This window comes from Streptomyces spectabilis, assembly GCF_008704795.1.
Lineage (GTDB): Bacteria > Actinomycetota > Actinomycetes > Streptomycetales > Streptomycetaceae > Streptomyces > Streptomyces spectabilis.
Genome location: NZ_CP023690.1, coordinates 7,025,153 through 7,049,626, shown reverse-complemented (window position 1 = coordinate 7,049,626; position 24,474 = coordinate 7,025,153). Strand labels below are relative to the sequence as shown.

Here is a 24,474-nt window from a genome sequence, read left to right as displayed (position 1 = left end):
CCTCGCCTCAGTCGCAGTCGCGGCAGATCGGCTGACCGTTCTTCTCCCGGGCCAGCTGGCTGCGGTGGTGCACCAGGAAGCAGCTCATGCAGGTGAACTCGTCCTGCTGCTTGGGGAGCACGCGCACGGCGAGCTCCTCGTTGGACAGGTCCGCTCCGGGCAGCTCGAGGCCTTCGGCGGCCTCGAACTCGTCGACGTCGACGGCCGAGGAGGACTTGTCGTTCCTCCGGGCCTTCAGCTCTTCAAGGCTGTCCGAGTCGACGTCGTCGTCGGTCTTGCGTGGGGTGTCGTAGTCCGTTGCCATGTCGCTCTCCCCCTCTGGGTGTCTGCGGTGTCTCAGCGCACGTAACGCGTGAGAGGCCGGACTTGTGCCCGACCTGAGGCGGAGATTTTGCCTCACATCAAGGTCTGTTACTCAATCGACACCCAACCGCACCCCTGAAGAGGTGATCGGTTTGGATGGCGATCGGGACCGTACACGGTCCGAATGTCGCACTTCACGGGCGCCACCCCGTGTACTTCCCGTGATCAAGACCCTCGAAAACCCGGATTTTCCCGGCTTTCCGACGACTTTCGCGGTCACGGAGAGTAGATGGCCAAAAATTCGCCTCTGTGATCGATCACACACGAAATTGACAGGATCAGATCCTGAAAATTCCGCTCAAAGCGAACATCCGGCGCGTCACGCGGCAGCATCTCAGATCGGCAGGGTGACGCGCATCACGAGCCCACCCCCCTCACGAGGCTCCGCGATGATACGGCCCCCGTGGGCGCGCGCCACCGACCGGGCGATGGACAGGCCGAGACCCACCCCCTTGTCGCTGCCGGTGCGCTCCGTACGGAGCCGGCGGAACGGCTCGAAGAGGTTGTCGATCTCGTACGCGGGGACCACGGGTCCGGTGTTCGCCACCACGAGCACGGCCTGGCCGTGCTGTGCCTCCGTGGTCACCTCGACCCAGCCCGCTTCCTTCACGTTGTACCGGACGGCGTTCTGGACGAGGTTCAGCGCGATGCGCTCCAGCAGGACGCCGTTGCCCTGCACGATCGCGAGGCCGCGCTCGCCGCGGATCTCCACGCCCTTCTCCTCGGCCTCGGCGCGCGCCTGGTCGACGGCGCGGTTGGCGACCTCGGCGAGGTCCACGGGCTTGCGCTCGACGATCTGGTTGTCGCTGCGGGCGAGCAGCAGCAGGCCCTCCACGAGCTGCTCGCTGCGCTCGTTGGTCGCGAGCAGCGTCTTGCCGAGCTGCTGGAGCTCCGGCGGCGCGTGCGGATCGGAGAGCTGCACTTCGAGGAGCGTGCGGTTGATCGCGAGCGGGGTGCGCAGCTCGTGCGAGGCGTTCGCGACGAACCGCTGCTGGGCCGTGAAGGCGCGCTCCAGGCGGTCCAGCATCTCGTCGAAGGTGTCGGACAGCTCCTTCAACTCGTCGTCCGGGCCGTCCAGTTCGATACGGCGCTTGAGGTCCGTGCCCGCCACGCGGCGTGCGGTACGGGTGATGCGGCCGAGCGGCGAGAGGACGCGGCCCGCCATCGCGTACCCGAAGGCGAAGGCGATCACGGCGAGGCCGAGCAGGGCGAGCAGCGAACGGCTCAGGAGGTTGTCCAGGGCGTGCTGGCGCTGTTCGTTCACGCACGCGTTCATCGCCGCGTTGAACTCGTCGGGCGAGGCGCGGCTGGGCAGGTCGCAGACCTTGCTCTCCACCCGGCCCGAGACGATCTTGAAGGGCAGCTCACTGCCCACGTTCAGCGCCTGCGCGGCGAGCAGGTAGATGATCGAGAGCAGCAGGATGCCCGCGATCAGGAACATGCCGCCGTACAGGAGCGTGAGCCTTATGCGGATGGTGGGGCGCAGCCACGGGAAGGGCGGTTCGACCTTCCGGGGGTCCCATGTCGGCTTGGGGGGCGCCGCGGGCGGCGCGGGTGTCGCGGCCACCGGAGATCAGATCCGGTAGCCCGAGCCGGGCACCGTGACGATGACGGCGGGCTCGCCGAGCTTGCGGCGCAGGGTCATGACCGTGACCCGGACGACGTTCGTGAACGGGTCCGTGTTCTCGTCCCAGGCCTTCTCCAGGAGCTGCTCGGCGGAGACCACGGCGCCCTCGCTGCGCATCAGGACCTCCAGGACCGCGAACTCCTTCGGCGCGAGCTGGATCTCGCGGCCCTCGCGGAACACCTCGCGGCGGTTCGGGTCGAGCTTGATGCCGGCGCGCTCCAGGACCGGCGGCAGCGGCACGCTGGTGCGCCGGCCCAGGGCACGCACGCGTGCCGTCAGCTCGCTGAACGCGAAGGGCTTGGGCAGATAGTCGTCGGCGCCGATCTCCAGGCCCTCGACGCGGTCGCTGACGTCGCCGGACGCGGTGAGCATCAGGACGCGCGTCGGCATGCCCAGCTCGACGATCTTGCGGCAGACGTCGTCGCCGTGCACGACCGGGAGGTCGCGGTCCAGGACGACCACGTCGTAGTCGTTCACGCCGATGCGCTCCAGGGCGGCCGCGCCGTCGTACACGACGTCGACTGCCATGGCCTCCCGGCGCAGTCCGGTGGCCACCGCATCGGCGAGCAGCTGCTCGTCCTCGACGACGAGTACGCGCACGTCGCTGTCCTTCCTCTGTGCCCGGCCCCGGTTCTCCCGTGGGCAGGGCAGGTCTGATCTGGGGGTGAGGCCTCCATCCTGCCCCTTTCGGCCATAAACCGGCTGTAAGACGGCCGGTGCCCCTGGGAACAGGGGAATTTCTCGGACTTCCGCCCGTGTTTGAGGTTTCCCTGAGGGAGGCCGGGGGGAGGACGGCCTGTACACCCCGCGATCACGCTTCGTATGTGATGCGCCACGACGCGCTCCACGCAGCGTCATCGGACGTGATCGCCGCTTCTCGGGCACACCCCGTGCCGCCGACCCACACGACCCAGCCGAGGGGGCGCAACCATGGACGCATTCACCGCAGGTCTCCTGCAGCGCATAAAGGCCACGGAATCCGACCTCGCGCAGGCCCGCGAGACGGGCGACGACTTCCTGGCCGAGGTCGAGCTGGCCGAGCTGGAGGACCTGCACCGCCTGGCCGCCGAGCACGGTGTGGAGGTCGCCGTCCCGTCCTCCTGACCGGCCGACACGTGACACGTAAGGGCCCCGGCACCCCGCGGACGCGGGTGCCGGGGCCCTGGCGTGCGCCCTCGGGCGGTGCGGGCGCTCAGTCGTGCCAGGCGCCCCGCTCGTCCAGGAACGTCTGGAGCTGCTCGAAGAGGCCGGGCGGGCCCGCCACCGTCAGCTCGGTGGACAGGGTCTCGCCGGGGCGGCCGCCGGTGCGGGCGCCCGCCTCGCGCGCGACGAGGTCTCCGGCGGCGAAGTCCCAGGGGTTCAGGCCGCGTTCGTAGTACGCGTCCAGACGGCCCGCGGCCACGTCGCACAGGTCGATGGCCGCCGAGCCGCCGCGGCGGATGTCCCGCACGCGCGGCAGCAGCTCCCGGGCGACCTCGGCCTGGTGGGCGCGGCGCTGTGCGACGTACCCGAAGCCGGTGCCGATCAGGGCCTGGTCGAACGGGGGCGCGGCACGGACGCGCGCCGGCCTGTCGTTGACGTACGCGCCCCGGCCGAGCACCGCGCGGAACGTCTCGCCGCGCACGGGCGCGTGCACGACGCCGACGAGGGTCTCGCCGCCCGCGCGCGCGGCGATGGACACCGCCCAGTCCGGGCGGCCGTACAGGTAGTTCACGGTGCCGTCGATCGGGTCGACCACCCACTGGATGCCGCTGCTGCCCTCGAAGCTCGCGCCCTCCTCGCCGAGCACGCCGTCATCGGGCCTGCGGTCGGCGAAGAAGTCCGTGATGAGCTTCTCGGACGCGATGTCCATCTCGGTGACGACGTCGACGGCGCTGCTCTTCGTGGCGGCCACGCCCAGGTCGTCCGGGCGGCCGTCGCGCAGCAGCTCACCGGCGCGGTGCGCGGCCTCCAGGGCGACGGCGAGGAGTTCGGCCTTCAGGCCGTCCTGAGCGGCGGGGCGGTCGGTCACGGGGGCTCCTCAGACGAACGGGCTGTCGGCGCCCGCGGCGGCGGGCTTGGGGGTGCGTGCCGGGCAGCAGCCCACCGGGCACAGGTCGTGGCCGGCGCCGAGCGCGCCCAGGGCACAGGGCGTCACCGCGCGCCCGCTCTCGGTCGCGGCGCGCTCCAGGACCAGCTCGCGCACCGCCGCGGCGAACCGCGGGTCGGCGCCCACGGTGGCCGAGCGCCGCACCGGCAGACCCAGCTCGGCCGCCTTCGCCGTGGCCTCGGTGTCGAGGTCGTACAGCACCTCCATGTGGTCCGACACGAAGCCGATCGGGACCATCACCACGGCGGGCGCCCCGGCCTCGTGCCGCTCCTGGAGGTGGTCGCAGATGTCGGGCTCCAGCCACGGGATGTGCGGGGCTCCGGAGCGCGACTGGTAGACCAGCTCCCAGGGGTGGTCGACGCCGGTCTCCGCGCGCACGGCGTCCACGATCACACGGGCGACGTCCAGGTGCTGGCGCACATACGCCCCGCCGTCGCCGTGGTCGGCCACCGGGCCCGAGGTGTCGGCCGCGGCCGTCGGGATGGAGTGCGTGGTGAAGGCCAGGTGCGCGCCGTCCCGCACCTCCTCGGGGAGGTCCGCGAGGGACTCCAGGACGCCGTCGACCATGGGGCGCACGAAGCCCGGGTGGTTGAAGTAGTGCCGCAGCTTGTCCACGCGCGGAGGCTCCACGCCCTCCTCCTGGAGGGTGCGGAGCGCGTCCGCGAGGTTCTCGCGGTACTGCCGGCAGCCCGAGTACGAGGCGTACGCGCTGGTGGCGAGGGTGAGCACGCGGCGGTGGCCGGCCCGCGTCAGGTCCCGCAGGGTGTCCGTCAGATACGGCGCCCAGTTGCGGTTGCCCCAGTACACCGGCAGGTCGAGGCCGTGGTCCGCGAAGTCCTTGCGCAGGGCGTCCAGCAGGGCGCGGTTCTGGTCGTTGATGGGGCTGACGCCGCCGAAGAGGAAGTAGTGCTGCCCCACCTCCTTCAGGCGCTCCTTGGGGATGCCGCGGCCCCGCGTCACGTTCTCCAGGAACGGAACGACGTCGTCCGGGCCCTCGGGCCCGCCGAACGAGAGCAGCAGCAGAGCGTCGTACGGAGTGGGATCCAGTGGGGAATCCAGCGCATCGGACATGTCTTTGATCCTGCCACTCGGCACTGACAGCCGGAAAACCGCAGTACCCCCCGCCGGTACTCCCCCGGCACGTCCGCGCGGGTCGGGAATTACCGGTGCGCCGAAGGCCCTCGCGGCCGTAAGCTGTATCAGCCATCTTCACGCCTTACCGGAGCCGCGCGACCTCTCACGGGTCGGCCGCCCCTGCGCCCCCGCGGAGTCCACGTGCCGAGCCCCTACCGCGCCATCTTCGCCGCCCCCGGCAGCAAGGGCTTCTCCGTCGCCGGGTTCATCGGGCGGATGCCGCTGTCGATGATGGGCATCGGCATCGTGACGATGGTCTCCCAGATCACCGGGCGGTACGGCCTCGCGGGCGCCCTGTCCGCCACCGTCGCGCTGTCCGCCGCCGCCATCGGCCCCCAGATATCCCGGCTCGTGGACCGGCACGGCCAGCGCCGGGTGCTGCGGCCCGCGACCCTGGTGACGCTCGTCGCCGTCGCGGGCCTGCTGCTCGCCGCGCGCTTCGAGCTGCCGGACTGGACGCTGTTCGTCTTCGCCGCGGTCGCGGGCGCCGTGCCGAGCCTCGGCTCGATGGTCCGGGCGCGCTGGGCGGCCCTGTACCGCGACACCCCGCAGCTGCACACGGCGTACTCCTTCGAGTCCGTCGTGGACGAGATCTGCTTCATCTTCGGGCCGATCATCTCGATCGGCCTGTCCACGGTGTGGTTCCCCGAGTCGGGGCCGCTGCTCGCCGCCGTCTTCCTGGCCGTGGGCGTCTTCTGGCTGACCGCGCAGCGCGCCACCGAGCCGGTGCCGCACCCGCGCGAACACCACACGGGGGGCTCGGCGTTGCGCTCCCCCGGCCTGCAGGTCCTGGTCGCCGCGTTCGTCGCCACGGGCACGATCTTCGGCGCCGTGGACGTGGTCACGGTGGCCTTCGCCGAGGAGGAGGGGCGCAAGAGCGCCGCGAGCCTGGTCCTCGCCGCGTACGCGCTCGGCTCGTGCCTCGCGGGCGTCGGCTTCGGGCTCATGCACTTCAAGGGGTCGCCCGCGCGCAGGTGGCTGGTGGGTCTCTGCGCGATGGCCGTGAGTATGATCCCGCTGCAACTGGTCGGGAGCCTGCCGTTCCTGGCCGCTGCGCTCTTCCTCGCGGGCCTGTCCATCGCGCCGACGATGATCACGACCATGGCCCTCGTCGAACAGCACGTACCACGCGCGAAGCTGACCGAGGGCATGACCTGGGTCAGCACCGGGCTCGCCGTCGGGATCGCGCTCGGCTCCTCCGTGGCCGGCTGGGTGATCGACGCCGCGGGACCGAGCGCCGGGTACGGCGTGCCGGGCGTGGCCGGAGCGCTCGCGGCGGCGGTCGGATTCCTGGGGTATCGCCGGCTGAAGCGGCCGGATCCGCGACGGGGAGGGACCCATGAGCAGGGCAGCGAGCAGGGGCACGGGCGCGGCAGCGACCAGCGGGAGGAGTCGAGCGGCGTGGCGTAACTGGGCGGGCACCGTCAGCGCGCGCCCCGCGCGCGAGGCCACGCCCGCCTCGGTCGACGAGCTCGTCGCGGCGGTCCGCGGAGCCAGGGCCGATGGCCTGACCGTGAAGCCCGTGGGCAGCGGCCACTCCTTCACGGCCGCCGCCGCGACCGACGGCCTGCTGATACGCCCCGACCTGCTCACCGGCATCCGTGCGATCGATCACGCCGCGGGCACCGTCACCGTCGAGGCGGGCACCCCGCTCAAGCGCCTGAACGCCGCGCTCGCCCGCGAGGGCCTGTCGCTGACGAACATGGGCGACATCATGGAGCAGACGGTCTCCGGAGCCGTCAGCACCGGGACGCACGGCACGGGCCGCGACTCCGCGTCGATCGCCGCCCAGATCACGGCGCTCGAACTGGTCACCGCGGACGGCGAGATCCTCACCTGCTCACCGGACGAGCACCCCGACGTCTTCGCCGCCGCGCGCGTGGGTCTCGGAGCGCTCGGCGTCATCAGCGCGATCACGTTCTCCGTAGAGCCCCTCTTCCTGCTGAGGGCCCGCGAGGAGCCGATGACCTTCGACGAGGTCACCAGGTCGATCGACGAACTCGTCACCGAGAACGAGCACTTCGAGTTCTACTGGTTCCCGCACACCGACAACTGCAACACCAAGCGCAACAACCGCAGCCTGGGCCCCGCCGACCCGCCCGGCACGATCAGCGCCTTCGTAGAGGACGAACTGCTCTCCAACGGCCTCTTCCAGGTCGTCAACTCGCTCGGCCGCGCCGTGCCCGCGACCATCCCGTCCATCGCCAAGATCTCCAGCAAGGCCCTGTCGGCCCGCACCTACACGGACATCCCGTACAAGGTCTTCACCAGCCCCCGGCGGGTGCGCTTCGTGGAGATGGAGTACGCCGTCCCGCGCGAGGCGCTCGTGGACACGCTGCGGGAGTTGAGGACGATGATCGAGCGCTCCCCACTGCGCGTGAGCTTCCCCGTGGAGGTCCGCACGGCGCCCGCCGACGACATCACGCTCTCCACGGCGTCCGGCCGCGACAGCGCGTACATCGCCGTGCACCTCTACAAGGGCACGCCCTTCCGTACGTACTTCAGCGCCGCGGAGCAGATCTTCGTCGCCCACGAGGGACGGCCCCACTGGGGCAAGCTCCACACCCGCGACGCCGCGTACTTCGCCGAGGCCTACCCGCGCTTCGCCGAGTTCACGGCGCTGCGCGACCGCCTCGACCCGGACCGGCTCTTCGCCAACGCCTATCTGCGGCGGGTACTCGGCGACTGAGCCGCGGGGCCCGAGGCGGTCGCCCGGCTCACTGGTCGGGCGCCTGCTGCTCCTCCTGGAGGCCGTTCCCGCCGCCCTTCGACGGCGTGGGCGTCGGGGTCGGGGTCGGGGTGGGGGTGGGCGTCGGAGTGGGCGTGGGCGTCGGGTCGCCCTTGCCGCCGTCGTCCTTGCCGCCGTCGTCGGGCTTGCCGCCCTGGTCCTTGCCGGTGTCGGTCCCTGTGTCCGAGCCCGTGTCGTCGCCCGGCGAGGGCTTGCCGGTCGGATCCTTGGTCGTGTCGTCGCCCTGCTGGGAGCCGTCGCCCGGGTCGGGAGTGCCCTCGTCGGAGGGTTGGCCGGAGTCGTCGCCCGGCTGCGGATCGTCCGACTTCGAGGAGGAGTTCTTGCCCTTCACGAAGTCGGCGATGGACGTGCTCTTGTCGTCACCGCTGAAGCTCTGGCCGCTCACCAGCTCGTACGTGGTGATGCCGGTGAGCGCCACACCGAAGACGACGGCGGCGGCGACCAGCGGCCGCTTCCAGCTCGTCACCCGCGCGCGGTGCGTGGTGCCCTCGGTGAACTCGTCCGGCGGGAGCGGTGGTTGCGGCGGTCCGGGAACCGACGGGCCGGTGGCGCGCAGCACTTGCGTGCGCTGGTCGCGCGGCAGCAGCTGGGTGGCGTCCACGGAACCGAGCAGCTGCGTCCGCTCGGCGTCGGCGGACGCGGCGGGCAGGGCGGTGGTGGGATCGCCCGCCCCGACGGCGGGCAGCGCGACCGTCGGATCGGCGGCACCGGCCATCGGCAGCGCGGCGGTCGGGTCGGCCGCGCCGGTCGTCGGCAGGGCCGCGGTCGGGTCCGCGTCCGGGCCGTAGGGGCCCGTCGGCTGCCTGCCCCAGGTGGTGGCCACCGGCCCCGTGCCGGTCGCGTAGCCGGGCGGGGGCGCGGAAGGCGTGGCTCTGAAGACCTCGGGCACCGGCGTGGCCGCCGTCACCGGCACCTGCTGCGCCTTCGGCTTGGCCTGCACCGCGACGTCGCGGATCTGCTCGCCGGTGCGCTTGAAGAAGTGCTGGAAGACCGTGCCGCCGCAGGTGGCGATGCCACTCACCACACCGGCGCCGAGGATCGTTCCGTACACGCCGAAGCTGGACGCGAGCTTCGCGGCCAGGACGGCGGCCACGGCACTGCCCGCCACCTGCGGCACGCTCACGTCGAGCCGCTTCTTCGGCGCGTCCTCCGACGTGCCTTCCGACGTGTCCTGCGACGTCCTGCCGATATCCGGCTTCCCACGCATCTCCGACTCTTGCCGCCTTTCTCGCCTTGCCGACTTCACTGTCGATTCGCGCATGAGTCACGCGAGTCACATGAGAAAGGGACGTACGTCCGAAGAAAATAGTTCCACTTCTGGCGTTTACGTGAAGAGCGCCACCCGTGCGCGGGGCGTTCGCGCCCTTTGCCGCCATCAACTCCCTTCACCCGGGAGAAGTTCGGCGGCGTGCCGGTCCACCCGGGTGGCCCGAATGGAGTAGTGTTGCCAGCCCTGGGCCCGGTCTCCATCCAGGGTGCCCGGGGCCAGCCAGGACCGCCGGGAGGGGGCTCGCTGCACAGGGTGACGAACATAGTCACTTAGCGTTGCGAATAGGTAACCGTGCCATAACGGCGATCCAGGGCCCATGCCCGACACGCCGGGCAACTCGGCAAGGTTGTGGCAGGCTGCACCCGGGCAGGCCACACTCGACTAGCGGAAGCAGCGACGCACGTGACGTCGGCAGGCACCACCCGGGAGGTCCCCATGCCCGAACTGCGTGTCGTGGCCGTCAGCAACGACGGCACACGGCTGGTGCTGAAGGCTGCGGACAGCACGGAGTACACGCTTCCCATCGACGAACGACTCCGCGCCGCCGTACGCGGTGACCGCCCGAGACTCGGCCAGATCGAGATCGAGGTGGAGAGCCACCTCCGGCCCCGAGACATCCAGGCCCGTATACGCGCTGGAGCCAGCGCGGAAGAAGTCGCCTCGCTCGCCGGCATCCCGGTCGACCGCGTCCGCCGCTTCGAGGGCCCCGTGCTCGCCGAGCGCGCCTTCATGGCCGAGCGCGCCCGGAAGACCCCCGTGCGCCGCCCCGGCGAGAACACCGGACCCCAGCTCGGCGAGGCCGTCCAGGAGCGGCTGCTGCTGCGCGGCGCCGACAAGGAATCCGTCCAGTGGGACTCCTGGCGCCGCGACGACGGCACCTGGGAGGTGCTGCTCGTCTACCGCGTCGCCACCGAGCCGCACTCCGCGAGCTGGACGTACGACCCGCCGCGCCGTCTCGTCCAGGCCGTCGACGACGAGGCCCGCGCCCTCATCGGCGAGACCGACGACATCGCCGCGCCCGAGCCCAGCTTTCCGTTCGTGCCGCGCATCGCCCGGCTGCCCCGGGACCGGCCGCTGGAGCGCGCGCTCGACCGCCCCGGCGCCCCGGCGCCCGAGCCCGCCGAGGAGCCGGGCCCGAGCGGGGCGATCGCCGAGCAGGAGCGCGACTCCCTGACCAGCCTCTTGGAGGCGGTACCGAGCTTCCGGGGCGACATGGTCGTCCCGGAGCGCCCCACCACCGCACCCTCCGAACTGCCGTCCGCACAGGACGAGCCGGAGCAGGAGCCCGAGGCCGAGGAGCCCCCGGCGAGCGCCGCGTCGGCCGGTTCGGCGTACGCGGACGTGCTGATGCCGCGCGCCGTGGCCAGCCACCGCGAGCGCCTGGTCGGCTCCACGGACCGCCAGGCCGAGGCGGACGGCGTCCGGCCCGGCCGCCGCGCCGCCGTGCCGAGCTGGGACGAGATCGTCTTCGGCACCCGCCGCAAGAAGCAGGAGTAGCCGCGCGGAGGTGGAGGAACCATCCTCCGCGCGCCGCACGGACACACCGAAGGGCCCGTACGCAAGATCCGTACGGGCCCTTCACATGACGCACACCGTCACGGAGCGTGACGGTCCGCCGTGTACGGAGCGTGAGGATCACGCCGTGGGACTCGGCTCCGCGAGGACCGGCAGCTCTCCTCCACTTTCCGCTTCCCCTCTACTGCGGATCCGGCCCCTTCGCCACCGGACGGGACGCGTCCGACGACCACTCCGACCACGAACCGACGTACAGCGCCGCCGGAATGCCCGCCACCGCGAGGGCCAGGACCTCATGGGCGCCCGAGACGCCCGAGCCGCAGTACACCCCGACCTCCGGGGCGTCGGACGCGCCCAGGGCCGTGAAGCGCGCCGCCAGCTCCCCGGCCGTACGGAACCGGCCATCGTCGCGGACGTTCTCCGTCGTGGGGGCCGAGACCGCGCCCGGGATGTGACCACCCACGCGGTCGATCGGCTCGACGTCGCCCCGGTAGCGCTCCGCGGCCCGCGCGTCCAGGAGCAGGCCCGAGCGGGCCAGGGCGGCCGCGCCGTCCGCGTCGAGCCGGGGCACGGAGTCGGGGACCGGCTCGAACGTGCCCTCCTCGGGCGGCCGTACGTCGCCGGACTCCAGCGCGCCGCCCCACGCCGCGAGGCCGCCGTCGAGGACCCGCACCGAGGGATGCCCCGCCCAGCGCAGCAGCCACCAGGCGCGCGCCGCGGCCCAGCCCTGCCCGCCGTCGTACACGACCACGCCCCGGTCCCCCGAGACGCCCGCCGCCCGCATCGCCGCGCCGAAGCGCTCGGGGTCCGGCAGTGGATGCCGCCCGGCCGCGCCGGCCGGACCGGCGAGCTCGGCGTCCAGGTCGACGAAGACCGCCGACGGGATGTGGGCCTCTTCGTAAGCAGGGCGCTGGTGCGGACCGCCGAGCTGCCAGCGGACGTCGAGGACCACTGGCGGATTCCCGCCCTCCAGGTCGCTCGCGAGTTCGGATGCGGAGATGATGGCATTCATGGGCCCAACCTTGCCCATGGGGTGGCCGCCGCGTCCAGGTCCGGCTAACCTGCTCGGCCGGACCCGCCCGAACACGTGGCGTACGGAACCGGGCACGCCCTGTACCGAAGACGGACACGGCTCGGCAATCGCACGTTTACGGCTGGGAAACGGCAGACCGGGCATCCTCCGCCAGGAAACGGGAAAGGGCGGCGCGGCCGGGGGGCGCCGGACGGCGGGTGGTGCAAGCATCTGCAACGGACGGGCATGCGCGCGGCCAGGGTACGCGCGTTCGAAAGGCGAATCGAAGCGGAGTGGCGGCGGCTGACCGACGGCGGGTGACGGGTGGCGCACGGCAGCGGACGGACGAGAGACGTCAGGCAGCAGCTGACGGATCGCGGGTCCTGTCCCTGACGTCGTCCGTCCGTGACGGCCGTGGGCTGTCGGCGCCACGAGGGCCCGAGGAGAGAGTGACGATGACCGAGGCACGGTGGCCGGACAGCCGACGCGTACCGACCGCGCGGCCCGCACCCGGCACGCCCTGCTGGGTGAGCCTGATGGCACACGACCTGGCCGCGACCCAGGAGTTCTACGCGCAGCTCTTCGGCTGGACGTACCGGCCCGGGCCGCAGCAGCTGGGGCCCTACGTGCGCGCCTTCCTGGACGACCGCGAGGTGGCCGGGATCGGCGAGCTGCCGGCCGACCGGCGCCTGCCCATCGCCTGGACGCCGTATCTGGCGTCGGACGACGCGGGCGAGACGGCGGAGATGGCACGGCACTGCGGCGGCACGGTCGGCGTCGGCCCGCTGGACGCGGCCGAGGCCGGGCGCATGGCGATCGCGTCGGACCCCGCGGGCGCGGTGTTCGGCATCTGGCAGCCCGCGGAGCACCTGGGCACCGCGGTCGCCGGGGTGCCGGGCACGCCCGCCTGGAACGAGCTGGTGACCCGGGAGACGGCGGAGGTCGGCAAGTTCTACCGGACGCTGTTCGGCTACACCGAGGAGGCGTCCGGCGACCCCGACGCGGACGTCCTGACGCTGTTCCTGGAAGGCCGGGCGGTGGCCTCGGTGCACGGCGTCGGGAACGAGCTGCCGCGCGACCGGGGCGCGTACTGGATGACGTACTTCGAGGCCGCGGACGTGGACGCGGCGGTGGCGCGGGTGGTCGAGCTCGGCGGCCGTGTCGTGCGTCCCGCGCGCGAGGGCGCGTACGGCCGGATCGCGACGGTCGCCGACCCCGAGGGCGCGGTGTTCACGCTCGTGCACACCGAGCGGTCCTGCCAGGAGCCTGTGCGGACGGCCTGACCGGCGTCGGCGCCGCACCGACCCGCCGGGCAGGCCCTAGGAGCGCTCCAGGGTGCCCACGGCGCTGTCGCTGTCGAGCGGCAGGACGTCCGGCGACAGGGCGCCCGCGCGGGCGGAAGCGGCGGTCATGCGGCGGCGGTGGTGACGGCGGCACAGGACCTCGTAGCCCACCTCGTCGGCCGCCTGGTTGACGTCTCCGACGACGACCTGGGCGCCTTCGACGACCATGTGGCCGCCGACGGTGCGGGCGTTGTGGGTGGCGCGGGCGCCGCACCAGCACAGGGCCTCGACCTGGAGGACCTCTATGCGGTCGGCGAGCTCCACGAGCCGCTGGGAGCCGGGGAAGAGCCGGGTGCGGAAGTCGGTGGTGATGCCGAAGGCGAAGACGTCCAGGCCCAGGTCGTCGACCACGCGTGCGAGCTGGTCGACCTGCTCCGGGGTGAGGAACTGCGCCTCGTCGACGATGACGTAGTCCGCGCGGCCGCCCTGGGAGAGGCGGTCGACGAGGTGGGCGTAGAAGTCGAGGCCGTCGGCGACTTCGAAGGCCCGGGTGACGAGGCCGAGACGGGAGGAGAGCTTGCCCGCCCCCGCCCGGTCGTTGCGCGCGAAGATCAGCCCCTCCAGGCCGCGTGCCGAGCGGTTGTGCTCGATCTGCAGCGCGAGGGTGCTCTTCCCGCAGTCCATCGTTCCGGAGAAGAACACCAGCTCAGGCATGGGGAGTTGAGGGCCTTTCATCGTGTGGGGGCGTGCGGGGGCGCCCGTGGGGGCGCCGAGCGGCTAGGAGCGTACTTCGAGCAGCGGTACGAGCTGTTCGGCGGGGGTCATGGAGCCGTGGTTGCCGACCATCGCGGACTCATGGGGCTCGGTGCGGGACGCGATGATCAGGGCGTCGTCGTGCGCGGCGGCCACGACGTCACCGATGCGGCCGTGGACGCGCTCGTCGACGCGCGGGCCGAACCACCCCGCGGCGATGGCCTCGTCGCGCCCGGCCACCCAGAAGCGCTCCCCCAGGACCTCACGCCAGACGGCGAGGACGTCGGCCTCGGCGCCGGGGACGGCGTAGACGTGCCGGGCGCGGCCCTCGCCGCCGAGCAGGGCGACGCCCGCGCGCAGCTCCCAGTCCTCGTCGAAGTCGATCCGGGAGTCCTCGTCGAAGGGGATGTCGACCATGCCGTGGTCGGCGGTGACGTACAGGGCGCTGCGCGGCGGCAGCTGCTCGGCGAGGCGCTGCACGAGGCGGTCGACGTACATGAGCTGGCCGCGCCAGGCGTCGGAGTCGAGGCCGAAGCGGTGGCCCTTGCCGTCGACCTCCGCGTAGTACGTGTAGACCAGGGAGCGGTCACCTGCGGCGAGCTGCTCGGCGGCGAGGTCCATGCGGTCCTCGCCGGACAGACGGCCGCGGAACGTGCCGCCACTCAGGGCGATCTTGGTGAGCGGCGTGTGCTCGAAGGTCGGCGAGGAGACCTGGGCGGTGTGGATGCCGGCCTCGTGGGCCCGCTGGAAGACCGTGGGGTACGGCTGCCAGGCGTGCGGGTCGGTCCACGGCTTCCAGCGGAGCTGGTTCATCAGCTCGCCGGTGTCGGGGTTGCGGGCGGTGTACCCGGGCAGGCCGTGGGCGCCCGGGGGGAGCCCGGTGCCGACGGAGGCGAGGGAGGTGGCCGTGGTGGCCGGGAAGCCCGCGGTGATGGGGCGTCCGGTGCCGCCGCGCGAGGAGCCCAGGAGCGAGGTCAGGAAGGGTGCTTCGGCGGGGTGGGCGCGGAGTTGCTCCCAGCCCAGCCCGTCGATGAGGAAGACGCAGTTCCGGTCGGCGGGGGCCAGCTCGGGGATCGCGGGCGCGAAACCGTCGACCTCCTGGTGGGCGACGAGGGTGGGCAGCAGGTCGGCGAGCGACCCGGTGCCGTACTCGGGCAGCGGGGCGGTGGCGGGGTCCAGGGGCTGTACGTCGTCCCAGCCGCCGGTGAAGTCGGTTGTGACCATCAGCGGGCGGTGCCCGTGTCGCCGGCGGTGGCCGCCGTGGCCTCGGAGAGGGCCTGGGCGAAGGCGAGGGTCTGGCGGACCGTGTCCGGGCCGTCGCCGGCCTCGCTGACGCGCAGGCTGAGGTCGTCGGCGGTGGAGCTGCCCGTGTAGCCGTGGTCGGCCTCGCAGTTGGGGTCGCCGCAGGCGGCCGGTTCGAGGTCGATGCGGGAGACGGCGCCCCAGCCGATCGTGAGGACGACCTCACGGGGCAGGGAGCCGGGGACGTACTTCTCGGGGTTGGCGACGACGCGGCTGACGACGACCGACGAGATCCGGCCGATCTTCACGGACTCGGTGGAGGTCGTGGCGTACGGGGTCGGCGAGGTGCTGTCGGCCGCCTGCTCGTCGGTGTGGCTGACGATGAAGCGGGTGTCGGTGAGGACGAGCACCGTCACGTGACGGCGCACTTCGTTGGCGTCGAAGGTGGTCTCCTGGTGGACCAGGTACGACCCGATGGTCTCGCCGCCGACCGCGGCCTCCACCGCCTCGGCCACGAGGGCCGGGTAGTAGCCGCTGCGCTCGATCGCCGCGCGCAGCCCCTGGGTCGTGGTACCGGTCTTTGCCATGCCGCCCATCCTACGACCCGGCGCCTGCCCCGAGGCGCGCGGTGGCCGCCTCGGCGGGCGGCGCGGGGCTCTCGTCAGTAGGCGGGCAGGGTGCGCGGTCCCAGGTCGTCGCGGGCCGGGGGCGGCGCCAGGCGGACGGTGCCGCCGAGGACGGACAGGCCGTCCTGGGCGACGACCACCGGTTCCAGTGAGACGGTCACCACTTCGGGGTGGTCGTCGACGAGGCGCGAGACCCGCTGGAGCAGCTCTTCGAGGGCGGGGGTGTCCACGGGGGCCGAACCGCGCCAGCCGAACAGGAGGGGCGCGGTCCGGATCGACCGCACCAGGGTGCCCGCGTCCCGGTCGGTGACGGGAATCAGCCGGTGCGCGGTGTCCCCGAGGAGTTCGGACGCGGCGCCCGCGAGGCCGAAGGACAGCACCGCCCCGGCGGCGGGGTCGTGGCCCGCGCGCACGACGGTGTCGACGCCGCGCGGGGCCATGGCCTGCACGACGGGCCGCAGCTCGGCGGGGCGGCCGAGGGCGTGGGTGAGCTCGCGGTAGGCGCGGCGCAACTGCTCCTCGTCGGCGAGGTCGAGGCGTACGCCGCCGAGGTCGGGGCGGTGGCGCAGGTGCGGGGCCGTGGTCTTGAGGGCCACGGGGTAGCCGAGCCTGCGGGCGGCGTCGGCGGCCGCGTCGGCGTCGGGCGCGGGCAGGACGGGGCGCACGGGGATGCCGTAGCGGCCGAGCAGGTCGCACGCGTCGTCGGGGCCGAGGGTCAGGCCGTGGGGGTCGTCGCCCTTGGCGAGGAGGCCCGCGATCAGGTCGGCGGCGCCCCGTTCGTCGATGTCGTCGTACTCGGGCACCTTGCCGGGCTCCGCGATGTCGTGCCGCCACTGGGCGTACGTCACGGCTTCGGCGAGGGCGCGCACGGCCCGCTCGGCCGCGGGGTAGGCGGGGATGCGGGCGTGCGGCGGCGGGGCGTCGGCCGCGGGCGGGGCGGCGGGCGGCCGGTCGTCCGGGCGGGCGGCGGCCGCCCGGGGCTTGGTGCTCGCGGCGGCGGAGAGGGCCTCGGCGAGCTCGCCGAGCTCCACGTGGACGACGGCGACGGGCTTGGTGGGGCACCCGGCCGCGGCCGCCCGCAGGGCGGTGGCGAGCGTCTCGCCCTGGCCCTTCCGGCTCGACTCGCCGAGCGAGGGGATGACGGTGACGACGGCCGCGTCGCAGGTGTCGGCGGCGAGCGCGGCGCCGAGCGCGGTCCGGAAGTCCTCGGGCGTCGCGCCCGTGGTCAGGTCGCGCGGGGGCAGCGGACGCAGGCCTTCGGCGACGCACGCGTCGTACGTGAGCAGGCCGAGGGACTCGGAGTTGCCGAGGATGGCGACGCGGGGCCCGGCGGGCAGCGGCTGGCCCGCGAGCAGGAGCCCGGCGTCGACGAGTTCGGTGACGGTGTCGACCCGTATGACCCCGGCCTGGCGGAGCAGCGCCGAGACGGTGGCGTGCGGGAGCCGGGTCGCGGCTCCGGCGTGCCCGGTGGGGGCGATGCCGCTGTGCCGGGCGCCCTGGACGACGACGAGGGGCTTCGCGGCGGCGGCGCGGCGGGCGAGGCGGGTGAACTTGCGGGGGTTGCCGATGGATTCCAGGTACATGAGCGCGACGTCGGTGTCCGGGTCGTCGTACCAGTACTGGAGGACGTCGTTGCCGGAGACGTCGGCGCGGTTGCCCGCGCTGACGAAGGACGACAGGCCCGCGCCGCGCCGGTGCAGCCGGGACAGCAGGGCGATGCCGATGGCGCCGGACTGGGTGAACAGGCCGACGCGCCCGGCGGCGGCGAGTTCGGGGGCCAGCGAGGCGTTCAGGCGTACGCCGTCCGCGGTGTTGATGACGCCGAAGGCGTTGGGGCCGATGAGGCGCATGCCGTAGGAGCGGGCCTGGCGGACGAGTTCGCGCTGGCGCTCGAGCCCTTCGGGGCCGCTCTCGGCGTATCCGGCGGACAGGACGACGAGCCCCTGGACGCCGTGCTCCCCGCACTCGGCGACCGCTTCCGGTACGCGCTCGGCGGGGACGGTGACGACGGCGAGGTCGACGGGCCCGTCGATGTCGCGTACGGAGCGGTGGGCGGGGACCCCCTCGACGCCCTCGGCGGTGGCGTCGTCCGTGAAGGCGCGGTTGACCGCGTGGACGCGCCCGGTGAAGCCCGCGCGCAGCAGGTTGCGCAGGACGCCGCGGCCGACGCTGTCCTCGGCGCGGCCGACGCCGATGACCGCGACGGAGCCGGGTGCGAGCAGCCGCTGGACGGAGCGGGCCTCGGCGCGCTGTTCGCGGGCGCGCTGGACGGCGACGGAGCGGTCGGTGGGCTCCAGGTCGAGTTCGAGGCGGACGACGCCGTCCTCGAAGCTGCGCTGCTGCTGGTATCCGGCGTCCGTGAAGACCTTCACCATCTTGGTGTTCGAGGGCAGGACCTCGGCGGCGAAGCGGCGGATGCCGCGTTCGCGGGCGACGGCCGCGATGTGCTCGAGCAGCGCGGAGGCGACGCCGCGGCCCTGGTGGGCGTCCTGGACGAGGAAGGCGACCTCGGCCTCGTCGGCGGGCCCGGAGGCGGGGCGGCCCTGGGCGTCGATGCGGTCGTAGCGGACGGTGGCGATGAACTCGCCGCCGATGGTGGCGGCGAGCCCGACGCGGTCCACGTGGTCGTGGTGCGTGAAGCGGTGCACGTCCTTGGCGGAAAGGCGGGGGTAGGGCGCGAAGAAGCGGTAGTACTTCGACTCGTCCGAGACCTGCTCGAAGAAACTGACCAGGCGGTCCGCGTCGGCGGCCGTGATGGGCCGGATGCGGGCGGTGCCGCCGTCGCGCAGCACCACGTCGGCCTCCCAGTGGGAGGGGTAGGGATGCTCGTCCGCGGGGGCGGGCGCGGCGCTGTCCGACGAGGTGTGCGCTGGGCCGTCCGCCGGGGTCTGCATGGGGCCAGGGTACGGGTCGCGCGGCCGCCTGGGCCGGGGCAATGTAGGAGGGGTCGAAAGGCGGTCGGGTGGCGGGACGCGGGTCGTGGGGCAGCGCGGCACCGGTCCTGCGGGAGCACCCGGATCGACGTGAGACACTGGTCTAGACAAATGTGAGACACCTGGAAGGGCAGCAACACATGGCTGAGCGCCGCGTCAACGTCGGCTGGGCCGAGGGCCTCCACGCCCGGCCCGCATCCATCTTCGTCCGTGCGGCCACGGCCTCGGGCGTGCCCGTGACGATCGCCAAGGCCGACGGCAACCCCGTCAACGCCGCGTCGATGCTCGCGGTGCTCGGCCTGGGCGCGCAGGGCGGCGAGGAGATCGTGCTCGCTTCGGACGCCGAGGGCGCGGACGCCGCCCTGGACCGCCTTGCGAAGCTCGTCGCCGAGGGCCTCGAGGAGCTCCCGGAGACCGTCTGACACTGTCGGACACAGCGTGCCGGAGCCGCGCGGACCACTGGGTGGCCGCGCGGCTCCGTCGTGTCGGGCCCCTCGGGCGGGGCGCTGCGTGAATTCATGAGCCGGTGGCGCACCGCCCGCGGAAGCCCGTCGAAGCGAGGAAGCCCGTGGAAGCCCGTGGAAGCGCGTGGAACAAAAGCGCGGCGCGCCGGACCGGAAATCCGGTGGTGAATTACCCCGACCCGCCTCCGCTATGTCTCCGGTACGCGGCGGCTTTCGCACGAGCGCGCTTTCCGGGTGCGCGCCCGCCTCGTATACGAGTCCTGTGTACGGGGCCGCTGTTAATTCCGTACGCCCACTTTGTTGACGGCGTGTTGCGAACCCCTCACGCGCCCGGCGCGCGGCCGGTACGAGGACGCCGTGCGCTCGGCGTGCAGGAGCGTGAGCGCGCGGGCCCGTTCCGCGTCCTGGCGGGCGACCGCGTCGACGACCGCGGCGTGCCCGGTCCACAGCTCCGCGGCCACGACCGGCGCGTCCGCCACGTACATCCAGGCGACCTTGTGGCGCAGCTGGGTGAGCAGGGCGATGAGGCCGGGGCTGCCGGAGGCCTGGGTGAGCGTCTCGTGGAACCAGCCTTCCAGCGAGCGCAGGTCCTCGCCGCCGCCGCGCCGGACCCGCTCCTGGCCGAGCCGCACGAGGCCGCGCAGGACCTTCAGATGGGCTTCGGTGCGGCGCTGCGCGGCGCGGGCGGCCGCCAGCGGCTCCAGGAGCGTACGGACCTCCAGGAGGTCGGCGGCGTCCTGCTCGGTCGGCTCGGCGACGCAGGCGCCCGCGTGCCTGCGGGTGACGACGAAGCCCTCGGCCTCCAGGGTGCGCAGGGCCTCGCGCACGGGGACGCGGGAGACGCCGTAGCGGCGGGCCAGGAGTTCTTCGGTGAGCCGCGTGCCGCGTTCGTAGACACCGGAGACGATGTCGTCCCGGATGGCCGTGCAGACCGAGTGCGCGGGAATGCGCATGACGGACCTCCGCTTTACTGCCCGCGAAACGCGTCGCGCGGCGCGCTGAAGACGCTGGTGCGGCGACTCTATGGACGCTGACTCCACGGACTCTATTGCAGATGGCCGCATTTTCCGATGGGGCGCCGGAATCCATGGATATCTTTTGGCCAAAGGTTGTGCGGTCAGCAGGCGGTGCCGACGCCGAAAGCCCCGGCTCGGTGAGCCGGGGCTTTCGGGAAGTGCGCGGGCGCGTGCCCGTCGCCCACGTCATGGGAGCGCCGGACGCTCTCAGCGCGGAAGCGTCAGACGCTCACGCCGTGGGAGCGCAGGTACGCGAGCGGGTCGATGTCCGAGCCGTACTCGGCGCCGGTACGGGCCTCGAAGTGCAGGTGCGGCCCGGAGGAGTTGCCGGTGGACCCGGAGAGGCCGATCTGCTGGCCGGGCGTGACGGCCTGGCCGACGGTGACGCTGATGGACGACAGGTGGCCGTACTGGGTGTACGTGCCGTCGTTCATCTTGATCACGATGTTGTTGCCGTAGGCGCCGCCCCAGCCCGCCTCGACGACGGTGCCCGCGCCGACCGCCTGCACCGAGGTGCCGGACGCGGCGTGGAAGTCGATGCCGGTGTGGCTGCCGGAGGACCACATACCGCCGCCGGCCTTGTAGGAGGTGGAGACGTACGAACCGGCGACCGGGGCGACGTAGGCGTTCAGGCGCTTGCGCTCGGCGTCGCGGGCGGCGCGCTCACGGGCCCGCTCCTTGGCCTCCTTCGCCGCCTTGGCCTCGGCCTCCTTCTTGGCCTTCGCCTCGGCCTTCTCCTTGGCGGCGGCCTCGGCCTTGCGCTTCTGCTCGGCGGCCTTCTGCCGCGCCGCCTCTTCCGCCTTCTTCTGGGCGGCGGCGTCGTTGGCGGCCTGCTTCTGGGCGGCGGCCTGGGCGTCGATCTCGTCGGCCAGCGTGTCGTTGATGGCGATGGCCTGCGTGAGGCCGGTGCTCGCGTGGTCCGCGGAGGCGTCGGCGGCGAGCGCCGGAGCGGCCAGGCCCGAGATGACACCGGTGGTGGTGAGGGCGGCGACGCCCGCGGCGCTTGCGGTGGTGCGCGAGATGCGGCTCGGGCGGCGGTGCTTGCCGGTCGGGCGGATGAGCGCCATGAAGCGGCTGGTCCTTTCCTTCCTTCTCGCCTACCGGGTTAGCTGACGGGTTCGGAGCAGGAAGGTCTCCTACGGACTCCTCGCCTCGCGGCAAGGGGACCGATTCACCCCAGGGACGTGTGGGTCCCCGGCTCCCCTGGCTCACGCCGTACGGGGACTCGGCGATGACTGTCCGGTGCCGCGGACGCGGCTTACTGCCTGACGGACAGCCGCACTGACGCTAAACGCCTCATCTTTCAATCGACAAACGGATCCTGCCTTTTGTAGCGCACGCCACACGGCAGACACCCAACCTCCATGTCAATTCGGACATATGGCAGCATGCAGGGACCCCGGAGGCTTCCTGAGCCTCCGGGGTCCCTTGAGTTACGCGGTGTTCCTACCGATTTGCCCGCCGGGGCGAGCGCGGGGCAATCAGCCGGTGACAACCGTCACTTCGCCGATGCCGAGGGCCCGCACGGGCTCCTCGATCTGCGCGGCGTCACCGACGAGCACCGTCACCAGCCGGTCGCTCGGGAACGCGCTCACGACAGCCGCGGTGGCCTCCACCGTGCCCGTCCCGGCCAACTGCCGGTACAGGCTCGCCTGGAAGTCGTCCGGCAGCTCCTGCTCCACCTGGTCGGCGAGCGTGGCGGCGACGGCGGCGGCCGTCTCGTACTTCAGCGGGGCCACGCCCACCAGGTTCTGCACGGCGACGTCGCGCTCGGCGTCCGTGAGGCCCTCGGCGGCGAGGGTGCGAAGGACCTTCCACAGGTCGTCGAGAGCCGGGCCCGTGTTCGGCGTGTCCACGGAGCCGCTGATGGCCAGCATGGCGACGCCCGGGGCGCCTTCCGGGGACCTCGGCGCCGCGGAGCGCAGCACCTGGCTGAAGGCGCGCACGCCGTACGTGTACCCCTTCTCCTCACGCAGGACGCGGTCCAGGCGCGAGGTGAGGGTGCCGCCCAGGCAGTACGTGCCGAGGACCTGCGCCGGCCAGACGATGTCGTGCCGGTCCGCGCCCACGCGGCCGATGAGGAGCTGCGTCTGGACGGCGCCGGGGCGGTCCACGATGACGACGCGGCCGGTGTCGTCGGCGGTCACCTGGGGCATCGTGTGCGGCTCGGCCGAACCGCCCGTCCAGGCACCGACGGTGTCGGCGAGGACGGCGTCCACGTCCGTGCCGGTCAGGTCGCCGACCACGACGGCGGTGGCCGTGGCGGGGCGCACGTGCTTCTCGTAGAAGGCGCGTACGGCCCCGGAGTCGATGGCGGTGACCGTCTCCTCGGTGCCCTGGCGCGGGCGCGACATGCGCGAGGTGGCCGGGAAGAGCTGCTTGGCCAGCTCCTTGGCTGCGCGGCGCGCGGGGTTGGCGGTCTCGTGCGGGATCTCGTCCAGGCGGTTGCGGACGAGGCGCTCGATCTCGCCGTCCTCGAAGGCGGGCGCGCGCAGCGCGTCGGCCAGCAGGCCCAGGGCCTTCGGCAGGCGCGAGACGGGCACTTCGAGGGAGAGGCGGACGCCGGGGTGGTCGGCGTGCGCGTCAAGGGTGGCGCCGCAGCGGTCCAGCTCGGCGGCGAACTCCTCGGCGGAGTGCTTGTCGGTGCCTTCGGAGAACGCCCGCGCCATGATCGTGGCCACGCCGTCCAGGCCCTGCGGCTCGGCGTCCAGGGGCGCGTCGAGGTGGACCTCGACGGCGACGAGCTGCTGGCCGGGGCGGTGGCAGCGCAGCACCGTCAGGCCGTTGCCCAGGGTGCCGCGCTCGGGGGCCGGGAAGGCCCAGGGCTTGGCCGTGCCCGCCTGGGGCTGCGGGTGGAATTCCATCGTCACAGACGTCTCAGCCTCGCTCACTTCGCCGCCTCCTCTTCCTGCTGGGTCTCGGCGGCTTCCTGGATGGCGTCGGCGTCCTCCGCCGCGGTCACCGGCTCGTACACCAGGACCGCGCGGTTGTCGGGGCGCAGGCGGGCCTTGGCGACCTCCTGGACCTCGGCCGCGGTGACGTCGAGGACGCGCTGGACGGCGGTGAGGGCGAGCTGCGGGTCACCGAACAGGACGGCGAACCGGCACAGTTCGTCCGCGCGGCCCGCGACCGTGCCGAGGCGGTCGAGCCACTCGCGCTCCAACTGTGCCTGGGCCCGCTCCATTTCCTCCGGGGTCGGACCCTCCTCGGCGAACCGGGCCAGCTCCTCGTCGACGGCGGCCTCGATGACGGGGACCTCGACGTCGCCGGAGGTCTTCACGTCCAGCCAGCCGAGCGACGGCGCGCCGGCGAGCCGCAGCAGGCCGAACCCGGCGGTCACCGCCGTGCGGTCGCGGCGCACCAGGCGGTTGTAGAGCCGCGAGGACTCGCCGCTGCCGAGCACCGTCAGGGCCAGGTCGGCCGCGTCGCACGCGCGCGTGCCGTCCTCGGGCAGGCGGTAGGCGGCCATCAGGGCGCGGGCCGGGACGTCCTCCTCGACGACCTCGCGCAGCTCCTTGCCGATGCGCTCGGGCAGCGAGCCGTCGCGCGGCGGCTGCTTGCCGTCGTGCCCGGGGATGGAGCCGAAGTACTTCTCGACCCAGGCGAGCGTCTGCTCCGGGTCGATGTCACCGACCACGGAGAGGACCGCGTTGTTCGGCGCGTAGTACGTGCGGAAGAAGGCGCGGGCGTCGTCGAGGGTGGCCGCGTCCAGGTCGGCCATGGAGCCGATCGGGGTGTGGTGGTAGGGGTGGCCCTCCGGGTACGACAGGGCGGTGAGCTTCTCGAAGGCCGTGCCGTAGGGGACGTTGTCGTAGCGCTGGCGGCGTTCGTTCTTCACCACGTCGCGCTGGTTCTCCATGGACTCGTCGTCGAGTGCCGACAGGAGGGAGCCCATGCGGTCCGCCTCCAGCCACAGGGCGAGCTCCAGCTGGTGCGCGGGCATGGTCTCGAAGTAGTTCGTGCGCTCGAAGCTGGTGGTGCCGTTCAGGGAGCCGCCCGCGCCCTGCACCAGTTCGAAGTGACCGTTGCCGTGCACCTGCTGCGAGCCCTGGAACATCAGGTGCTCGAAGAGGTGAGCCAGACCGGTACGCCCCTTGACTTCGTGGCGCGAGCCCACGTCGTACCAGAGGCACACCGCGGCGACCGGGGTCAGGTGGTCCTCGGAGAGCACCACGCGCAGGCCGTTGGCCAGCCGGTGCTCGGTCGCCGTCAGACCGCCGGAGCCTGCCGCGGCTGTGGCCGTGTGACCCATGGGCATGTACGTCCCTTCGATCGCTGAATTCTCAATAGCTGTTGCCGGTCCTGCCACTGTATGCAAGCCCGCGGACCCCTGGCGAAGTTCCCGCTCCGCGCTCCGAGTAGTCGGTGTTCGCCGTGGGCGTGATCGTGGCGCGGGGG

At 72.8% G+C, this 24,474-nt stretch carries 21 protein-coding genes and 1 riboswitch; of the genes, 6 read left to right on the top strand and 15 right to left on the bottom strand.

Annotated elements, in window-relative coordinates:
* Nucleotides 1-7: 7 nt before the first annotated feature.
* The 3 genes from CP982_RS31000 to CP982_RS30990 form a co-directional block, all read right to left on the bottom strand.
* Nucleotides 8-304 carry a DUF4193 domain-containing protein gene (locus CP982_RS31000; RefSeq protein ID WP_030680288.1) on the bottom strand — a complete coding sequence of 99 codons (297 nt, stop codon included), beginning with the start codon at nucleotides 302-304 and terminating at the stop codon, nucleotides 8-10.
* Nucleotides 305-697: 393 nt separating this feature from the next.
* Nucleotides 698-1,930, bottom strand: a complete 1,233-nt coding sequence (locus tag CP982_RS30995; RefSeq protein ID WP_150513475.1) for a sensor histidine kinase — start codon at nucleotides 1,928-1,930, stop codon at nucleotides 698-700.
* Nucleotides 1,931-1,936: 6 nt separating this feature from the next.
* Nucleotides 1,937-2,590, bottom strand: coding sequence for a response regulator transcription factor (locus CP982_RS30990; RefSeq protein WP_138962241.1), 654 nt, complete (start codon nucleotides 2,588-2,590; stop codon nucleotides 1,937-1,939).
* A 330-nt stretch (nucleotides 2,591-2,920) separates the two neighbouring features.
* On the opposite strand from CP982_RS30990, the gene CP982_RS41885 reads away from it, so the two are divergent.
* A complete protein-coding gene (locus tag CP982_RS41885; RefSeq protein WP_170316514.1) occupies nucleotides 2,921-3,094 on the top strand; it encodes a hypothetical protein in 174 nt (57 codons plus the stop codon).
* A gap of 88 nt (nucleotides 3,095-3,182) precedes the next feature.
* Here the strand turns inward: CP982_RS41885 and CP982_RS30985 are convergent, their stop codons facing one another.
* Together CP982_RS30985 and CP982_RS30980 are read right to left on the bottom strand one after the other, a co-directional pair.
* Nucleotides 3,183-4,001, bottom strand: coding sequence for an inositol monophosphatase family protein (locus CP982_RS30985; RefSeq protein ID WP_150513474.1), 819 nt, complete (start codon nucleotides 3,999-4,001; stop codon nucleotides 3,183-3,185).
* Nucleotides 4,002-4,010: 9 nt separating this feature from the next.
* Nucleotides 4,011-5,150, bottom strand: coding sequence for a ferrochelatase (locus CP982_RS30980; protein WP_150513473.1), 1,140 nt, complete (start codon nucleotides 5,148-5,150; stop codon nucleotides 4,011-4,013).
* 204 nt (nucleotides 5,151-5,354) lie between these two features.
* On the opposite strand from CP982_RS30980, the gene CP982_RS30975 reads away from it, so the two are divergent.
* Together CP982_RS30975 and CP982_RS30970 are read left to right on the top strand one after the other, a co-directional pair.
* Nucleotides 5,355-6,623 carry an MFS transporter gene (locus tag CP982_RS30975; protein ID WP_150513472.1) on the top strand — a complete coding sequence of 423 codons (1,269 nt, stop codon included), beginning with the start codon at nucleotides 5,355-5,357 and terminating at the stop codon, nucleotides 6,621-6,623.
* On the top strand, nucleotides 6,553-7,902 hold the full coding sequence (locus tag CP982_RS30970; protein ID WP_150513471.1) for a D-arabinono-1,4-lactone oxidase: 1,350 nt from the start codon (nucleotides 6,553-6,555) through the stop codon (nucleotides 7,900-7,902). Before CP982_RS30975 ends, CP982_RS30970 begins: the two co-directional genes overlap by 71 nt.
* Before the next feature lie 28 nt (nucleotides 7,903-7,930).
* On the opposite strand, the gene CP982_RS30965 is transcribed toward CP982_RS30970, so the two are convergent.
* The gene (locus tag CP982_RS30965; RefSeq protein ID WP_150513470.1) at nucleotides 7,931-9,169 is read right to left on the bottom strand and encodes a hypothetical protein; all 1,239 of its coding nucleotides are present in this window, start codon (nucleotides 9,167-9,169) and stop codon (nucleotides 7,931-7,933) included.
* A gap of 498 nt (nucleotides 9,170-9,667) precedes the next feature.
* Between CP982_RS30965 and sepH the strand changes: the two genes are divergently transcribed.
* Nucleotides 9,668-10,729, top strand: a complete 1,062-nt coding sequence (gene sepH / locus CP982_RS30960; RefSeq protein WP_150513469.1) for a septation protein SepH — start codon at nucleotides 9,668-9,670, stop codon at nucleotides 10,727-10,729.
* Between the two features lie 199 nt (nucleotides 10,730-10,928).
* Here the strand turns inward: sepH and CP982_RS30955 are convergent, their stop codons facing one another.
* The gene (locus tag CP982_RS30955; protein ID WP_150513468.1) at nucleotides 10,929-11,759 is read right to left on the bottom strand and encodes a sulfurtransferase; all 831 of its coding nucleotides are present in this window, start codon (nucleotides 11,757-11,759) and stop codon (nucleotides 10,929-10,931) included.
* Between the two features lie 455 nt (nucleotides 11,760-12,214).
* Between CP982_RS30955 and CP982_RS30950 the strand changes: the two genes are divergently transcribed.
* Nucleotides 12,215-13,042, top strand: a complete 828-nt coding sequence (locus tag CP982_RS30950; RefSeq protein ID WP_150513467.1) for a VOC family protein — start codon at nucleotides 12,215-12,217, stop codon at nucleotides 13,040-13,042.
* Nucleotides 13,043-13,078: 36 nt separating this feature from the next.
* On the opposite strand, the gene CP982_RS30945 is transcribed toward CP982_RS30950, so the two are convergent.
* The 4 genes from CP982_RS30945 to CP982_RS30930 form a co-directional block, all read right to left on the bottom strand.
* Nucleotides 13,079-13,756, bottom strand: a complete 678-nt coding sequence (locus CP982_RS30945; protein WP_150513466.1) for a thymidine kinase — start codon at nucleotides 13,754-13,756, stop codon at nucleotides 13,079-13,081.
* A 63-nt stretch (nucleotides 13,757-13,819) separates the two neighbouring features.
* Nucleotides 13,820-15,019: an alkaline phosphatase family protein gene (locus CP982_RS30940; protein ID WP_150513465.1), complete on the bottom strand. Its 1,200-nt coding sequence runs from the start codon at nucleotides 15,017-15,019 to the stop codon at nucleotides 13,820-13,822.
* Nucleotides 15,019-15,624 (bottom strand): DUF5998 family protein, encoded by a 606-nt coding sequence (locus CP982_RS30935; protein WP_150513464.1) that lies wholly within the window; start codon nucleotides 15,622-15,624, stop codon nucleotides 15,019-15,021. The genes CP982_RS30940 and CP982_RS30935 overlap by 1 nt, the downstream gene beginning before the upstream one ends.
* 74 nt (nucleotides 15,625-15,698) lie before the next feature.
* On the bottom strand, nucleotides 15,699-18,557 hold the full coding sequence (locus CP982_RS30930) for a bifunctional acetate--CoA ligase family protein/GNAT family N-acetyltransferase (RefSeq protein WP_150513463.1): 2,859 nt from the start codon (nucleotides 18,555-18,557) through the stop codon (nucleotides 15,699-15,701).
* Between the two features lie 179 nt (nucleotides 18,558-18,736).
* On the opposite strand from CP982_RS30930, the gene CP982_RS30920 reads away from it, so the two are divergent.
* Complete coding sequence (locus CP982_RS30920; protein ID WP_003981826.1) at nucleotides 18,737-19,018, top strand: HPr family phosphocarrier protein; 282 nt, start codon at nucleotides 18,737-18,739, stop codon at nucleotides 19,016-19,018.
* A 320-nt stretch (nucleotides 19,019-19,338) separates the two neighbouring features.
* On the opposite strand, the gene CP982_RS30915 is transcribed toward CP982_RS30920, so the two are convergent.
* From CP982_RS30915 to CP982_RS30900, 4 genes are all read right to left on the bottom strand, one after another.
* Nucleotides 19,339-20,013, bottom strand: a complete 675-nt coding sequence (locus CP982_RS30915; RefSeq protein WP_150513462.1) for a GntR family transcriptional regulator — start codon at nucleotides 20,011-20,013, stop codon at nucleotides 19,339-19,341.
* Between the two features lie 284 nt (nucleotides 20,014-20,297).
* Nucleotides 20,298-21,143, bottom strand: a complete 846-nt coding sequence (locus CP982_RS30910; protein WP_150513461.1) for a M23 family metallopeptidase — start codon at nucleotides 21,141-21,143, stop codon at nucleotides 20,298-20,300.
* A gap of 12 nt (nucleotides 21,144-21,155) precedes the next feature.
* Nucleotides 21,156-21,317, bottom strand: a riboswitch (cyclic di-AMP (ydaO/yuaA leader).
* 240 nt (nucleotides 21,318-21,557) lie between these two features.
* Complete coding sequence (locus tag CP982_RS30905; RefSeq protein WP_150515787.1) at nucleotides 21,558-22,940, bottom strand: M16 family metallopeptidase; 1,383 nt, start codon at nucleotides 22,938-22,940, stop codon at nucleotides 21,558-21,560.
* Between the two features lie 23 nt (nucleotides 22,941-22,963).
* Complete coding sequence (locus CP982_RS30900; RefSeq protein ID WP_150513460.1) at nucleotides 22,964-24,334, bottom strand: M16 family metallopeptidase; 1,371 nt, start codon at nucleotides 24,332-24,334, stop codon at nucleotides 22,964-22,966.
* Nucleotides 24,335-24,474: the final 140 nt, after the last annotated feature.

Excerpts from the sequence above, each read along its gene's own strand:
- CP982_RS31000 (WP_030680288.1), bottom strand. The coding sequence starts at position 304 with ATGGCAACGGACTACGACACCCCACGCAAGACCGACGACGACGTCGAC.
- CP982_RS30965 (WP_150513470.1), bottom strand. The coding sequence starts at position 9,169 with ATGCGTGGGAAGCCGGATATCGGCAGGACGTCGCAGGACACGTCGGAA.
- CP982_RS30955 (WP_150513468.1), bottom strand. The coding sequence starts at position 11,759 with ATGAATGCCATCATCTCCGCATCCGAACTCGCGAGCGACCTGGAGGGC.
- CP982_RS30945 (WP_150513466.1), bottom strand. The coding sequence starts at position 13,756 with ATGCCTGAGCTGGTGTTCTTCTCCGGAACGATGGACTGCGGGAAGAGC.
- CP982_RS41885 (WP_170316514.1), top strand. The coding sequence starts at position 2,921 with ATGGACGCATTCACCGCAGGTCTCCTGCAGCGCATAAAGGCCACGGAA.
- CP982_RS30970 (WP_150513471.1), top strand. The coding sequence starts at position 6,553 with ATGAGCAGGGCAGCGAGCAGGGGCACGGGCGCGGCAGCGACCAGCGGG.
- CP982_RS30950 (WP_150513467.1), top strand. The coding sequence starts at position 12,215 with ATGACCGAGGCACGGTGGCCGGACAGCCGACGCGTACCGACCGCGCGG.
- CP982_RS30910 (WP_150513461.1), bottom strand. The coding sequence starts at position 21,143 with ATGGCGCTCATCCGCCCGACCGGCAAGCACCGCCGCCCGAGCCGCATC.
- CP982_RS30920 (WP_003981826.1), top strand. The coding sequence starts at position 18,737 with ATGGCTGAGCGCCGCGTCAACGTCGGCTGGGCCGAGGGCCTCCACGCC.
- CP982_RS30940 (WP_150513465.1), bottom strand. The coding sequence starts at position 15,019 with ATGGTCACAACCGACTTCACCGGCGGCTGGGACGACGTACAGCCCCTG.
- CP982_RS30905 (WP_150515787.1), bottom strand. The coding sequence starts at position 22,940 with ATGGAATTCCACCCGCAGCCCCAGGCGGGCACGGCCAAGCCCTGGGCC.
- CP982_RS30980 (WP_150513473.1), bottom strand. The coding sequence starts at position 5,150 with ATGTCCGATGCGCTGGATTCCCCACTGGATCCCACTCCGTACGACGCT.
- CP982_RS30935 (WP_150513464.1), bottom strand. The coding sequence starts at position 15,624 with ATGGCAAAGACCGGTACCACGACCCAGGGGCTGCGCGCGGCGATCGAG.
- sepH (WP_150513469.1), top strand. The coding sequence starts at position 9,668 with ATGCCCGAACTGCGTGTCGTGGCCGTCAGCAACGACGGCACACGGCTG.
- CP982_RS30915 (WP_150513462.1), bottom strand. The coding sequence starts at position 20,013 with ATGCGCATTCCCGCGCACTCGGTCTGCACGGCCATCCGGGACGACATC.
- CP982_RS30930 (WP_150513463.1), bottom strand. The coding sequence starts at position 18,557 with ATGCAGACCCCGGCGGACGGCCCAGCGCACACCTCGTCGGACAGCGCC.
- CP982_RS30900 (WP_150513460.1), bottom strand. The coding sequence starts at position 24,334 with ATGCCCATGGGTCACACGGCCACAGCCGCGGCAGGCTCCGGCGGTCTG.